This window comes from Nonomuraea candida, from assembly GCF_000725485.1.
In the GTDB taxonomy this organism is placed as follows: Bacteria; Actinomycetota; Actinomycetes; order Streptosporangiales; family Streptosporangiaceae; genus Nonomuraea; species Nonomuraea candida.
In genome coordinates, this window is sequence record NZ_JOAG01000206.1 from 1 (window position 1) to 240 (window position 240).

A 240-nucleotide genomic window follows, 5' to 3' on the forward strand; every position below is an offset into this window, starting at 1 on the left:
CGACAGCCGCATCCAGGGCGGGGTGGAGGAGCGCTTCGTCTACGCCGGCATCGAGAACGACATGATCGCGGTCACCGACCCGGCCGGCACGGTCAAGGCGCGCTTCGGCCGCGACCCCGAGGGCAACCTGGTCAGCCTGGCCGAGGGCGGCGTCAAGCTCGGCATCATGAGCGACCAGCACGACGACGTGGTGGCCACCTTCACCGGCGACGCCCTGGCCGACTCCACGGCCTACAACCC

General features: G+C 70.8%; 1 protein-coding gene. It reads left to right on the forward strand.

What is annotated here, in order from left to right; genetic code table 11:
* Window positions 1–240: hypothetical protein (locus tag IO39_RS56470; RefSeq protein ID WP_043637983.1), on the forward strand; the 240-nt coding region annotated here is incomplete at both ends.